This window comes from Streptomyces sp. RP5T (assembly GCF_003933965.1).
Lineage (GTDB): Bacteria > Actinomycetota > Actinomycetes > Streptomycetales > Streptomycetaceae > Streptomyces.
Map to the genome: position 1 here is coordinate 1 of NZ_RSAJ01000784.1, position 3256 is coordinate 3256.

Here is a 3256-nt window from a genome sequence, read left to right on the forward strand (position 1 = left end):
CCCTACACCGCACCGGAGAAGTCCTGATGAGCACCACCACCCGTCTGACCGTCGCCCAGGCCCTGGTGCGGTTCCTGTCCGTCCAGTACACGGAGCGCGACGGCGTACGGCATCGGCTGATCGCCGGGACCTGGGGCATCTTCGGCCACGGCAACGTGGCGGGGATCGGACAGGCTCTCCTGGAGGTCGGCGAGGACGCGATGCCCTTCCACCAGGGCCGCAACGAGCAGGCCATGGTCCACGCGGCCGTCGGCCACGCCCGCCAGCTCAACCGTCTGTCCGCCCAGGCCGTCACCACGTCGATCGGCCCCGGCGCCACGAACCTGGTCACCGGCGCGGCCCTGGCGACGATCAACCGCCTCCCGGTCCTGCTCCTGCCCGGCGACTACTTCGCCACCCGCGCGGCCGACCCGCTCCTCCAGCAGCTGGAGCACCCCAGCGAGGCGGACGTGTCGGTGAACGACACCCTGCGCCCGGTCTCCCGCTACTTCGACCGGATCCACCGCCCCGAGGCCCTCGTCCCTCCAGGCCATGCGCGTCCTGTCGGACCCGGCCGAGACCGGCGCGGTCACCCTCGCCCTCCCCCAGGACGTGCAGGCGGAGGCGTACGACTGGCCGCAGGAGTTCTTCGCCGAGCGGGTGTGGCGGGTACGGCGGCCCGCACCGGACCCGGTGGAACTGGCCGAGGCGGTCGGGGCGATCCGCTCGGCCCGCCGCCCCCTGATCGTGGCGGGCGGCGGAGTCCACCACAGCGAGGCCGAGGGGGCACTGAAGGCGCTGGTGGACGCCACCGGCATCCCCGTCACGTCCACCCAGGCCGGCAAGGGCTCCCTGCGCCACGACCACCCCGCGGACCTCGGCGGCATCGGCCACACCGGCACCGCGGTCGCCGATGACCTCGCGCGCACCGCGGACCTGGTCATCGGCGTGGGCACCCGCTACTCCGACTTCACCACCGCCTCCGGCACCCTCTTCCAGAACCCGGACGTGCGCTTCCTCAACCTCAACATCACCGCCTTCGACGCCCACAAGCTCGCCGCGCGGACCGTCGTGTGCGACGCGCGGGCGGGCCTGGAGGCGCTCACCTCGGCCCTGGCTGGCCATCGTGTGGCGGGGGCGTACGAGACCGAGTACGCCACCGGCAAGGAGCGCTGGGACCAGGTGGTGGACGCGGCCTACCGTGCCGCCGACGAGAACGCCGTCCCGACCCAGACCCAGCTGCTCGGCGCGCTGGACGCGGTCGTGGGCGACGAGGACGTGGTGATCAACGCGGCCGGCTCGCTCCCCGGCGACCTGCACAAGCTGTGGCGGGCCCGCAGCCCGCGCCAGTACCACCTGGAGTACGGCTACTCCTGCATGGGCTACGAGATCCCGGCCGCGATCGGCGTCCAGCAGGCCACCCCGGACACCCCGGTGTGGGCGCTGGTCGGCGACGGCACGTACCTGATGATGCCGACGGAGCTGGTCACCGCGGTCCAGGAGGGCCTGCCGATCAACCTGGTCCTCGTCCAGAACCACGGTTACGCCTCCATCGGCGGCCTGTCGGAGTCGGTGGGCGGCGAGCGCTTCGGCACGGCGTACCGCTACCGTGACCCGGCCGACGGTTCCTACACGGGCGCCCCGCTCCCGGTCGACCTGGCCGCCAACGCGGCGAGCCTCGGCATGGACGTGCTGCGCGCCAAGACCGTACGGGAGCTGCGGGAGGCCCTCGCCACGGCCCGCGCCTCGGACCGCCCGACCTGCGTCTACGTCGAGACGGACACCGCGGGCCCGGCCGCTCCCCCGGCGGAGGCCTGGTGGGACGTGCCGGTCGCGCAGACGGCCTCGCGCGAGGCCGCCGTCAGGGCACGGACGGAGTACGACCGTCAGGCTGCCGCCCGCCGCACCCACCTCTGATCATCCGGCCCTTCGAGGGAGGTTCCCCCATGGCGAAGCCCGGCGACAGGTCACGTGCCGCGACCGCGCCCGCGCTCGACTGCCTGGACTTCGCCCTGGACCGGGCCAGTCCGGTGCCGCTGTACTACCAGCTCTCCCGGCAGCTGGAGGCGGCGATCGAGCACGGCGTGCTGGCCCCGGGAAACCTCCTGGGCAACGAGATCGACCTCTCGATCCGCCTCGGCCTGTCCCGCCCGACCGTCCGCCAGGCCATCCAGACCCTGGTGGACAAGGGCCTGCTGGTCCGCCGCCGCGGGGTGGGCACCCAGGTCGTGCACAGCCAGGTCAAACGCCCCCTGGAGCTCAGCAGCCTCTACGACGACCTGGAGGCGGCCGGACAGGGGCCGTCGACGCGGGTCGTGCGCCACGAGACCGTGCCGGCGCCCGCCGACGTGGCGGCCGCGCTGTCCCTCCCGGAGGGCGGCCCGGTCACGGTGCTGGAGCGCCTGCGCCTGACCCACGGGCAGCCGGTGGCCCTCCTCCGCAACCACCTGCCCGCCGACCTCCTCGACCTCGACAGCGACCGCCTGGAGTCGACCGGCCTCTACCGCATGCTGCGCACTGCCGGCATCACCCTGCACAGCGCCCGCCAGACCATCGGCGCCCGCTCCGCCACCGCCGAGGAGGCCGCCCGCCTGGACGAACAACCGGGCGCGGCGGTCCTCACCATGCAGCGCACGGCCTACGACGACACCGGCCGCCCGGTCGAACACGGCAGCCACATCTACCGCGCCTCGCGGTACGCGTTCGACTTCCAGCTGCTGGTCAGACCCTGACCGGCCCGGCTTGACGCGAGGGACCAGAGCGCGCAGAGTCGTACATATACGCTGTAAACATATGGCGTAGACGCACGTGTGGAAGCGTTCTGGTCCCATGGCACGCACCGAGCCCGTTCCGTCGACCGTCCTCGTCACCGGCGGGGCCGGATTCCTCGGCAGCCACGCCTGCGTGGAGTTCCTCGACCATGGTTACGAGGTGGTCGTGGTCGACGACTACTCCCGCAGCACCCCCCAGGTCCTCACCCGCGTCGAACGCCTCGCCGGCCGCTTCGTCGGCGCCGTGTACGAACTGGACATCCGCGACCGACGCGCCCTCTCGGCGGTCTTCGACCGGCACTCCGTGGACGCCGTCGTGCACTTCGCCGCCCACAACGCCGGGGGTGCGTCGGCCCGGACACCCGTCCCGTACTACGACGTCAACGTGGGTGGCACGACCGCGCTGCTGCACACCATGCAGGAACACGGCGTGCACCGGCTCGTGTACGCCTCCACCTACGCGGTCTACGGCGACGCCGACCCCCGTCCCCTCGACGAGACCACCC

The 3256-nt window shown here is 72.8% G+C and carries 2 protein-coding genes and 1 pseudogene; all 3 read left to right on the forward strand.

The window, feature by feature from the left end; genetic code table 11:
- Positions 1-26: 26 nt before the first annotated feature.
- A pseudogene (gene iolD / locus EHS43_RS40925) lies at positions 27-1896 on the forward strand (3D-(3,5/4)-trihydroxycyclohexane-1,2-dione acylhydrolase (decyclizing)).
- Positions 1897-1925: 29 nt separating this feature from the next.
- Entirely contained in the window at positions 1926-2711 is a 786-nt protein-coding gene (locus EHS43_RS40930) for a GntR family transcriptional regulator (RefSeq protein WP_125195592.1), read from the forward strand.
- A gap of 97 nt (positions 2712-2808) precedes the next feature.
- Positions 2809-3256: SDR family NAD(P)-dependent oxidoreductase (locus EHS43_RS40935; protein ID WP_125195593.1), on the forward strand; the 448-nt coding region annotated here is incomplete at its 3' end.

Bases quoted from the DNA above. Each gene is read 5' to 3' on its own strand.
- EHS43_RS40930 (WP_125195592.1), top strand. From the start codon at position 1,926: ATGGCGAAGCCCGGCGACAGGTCACGTGCCGCGACCGCGCCCGCGCTC.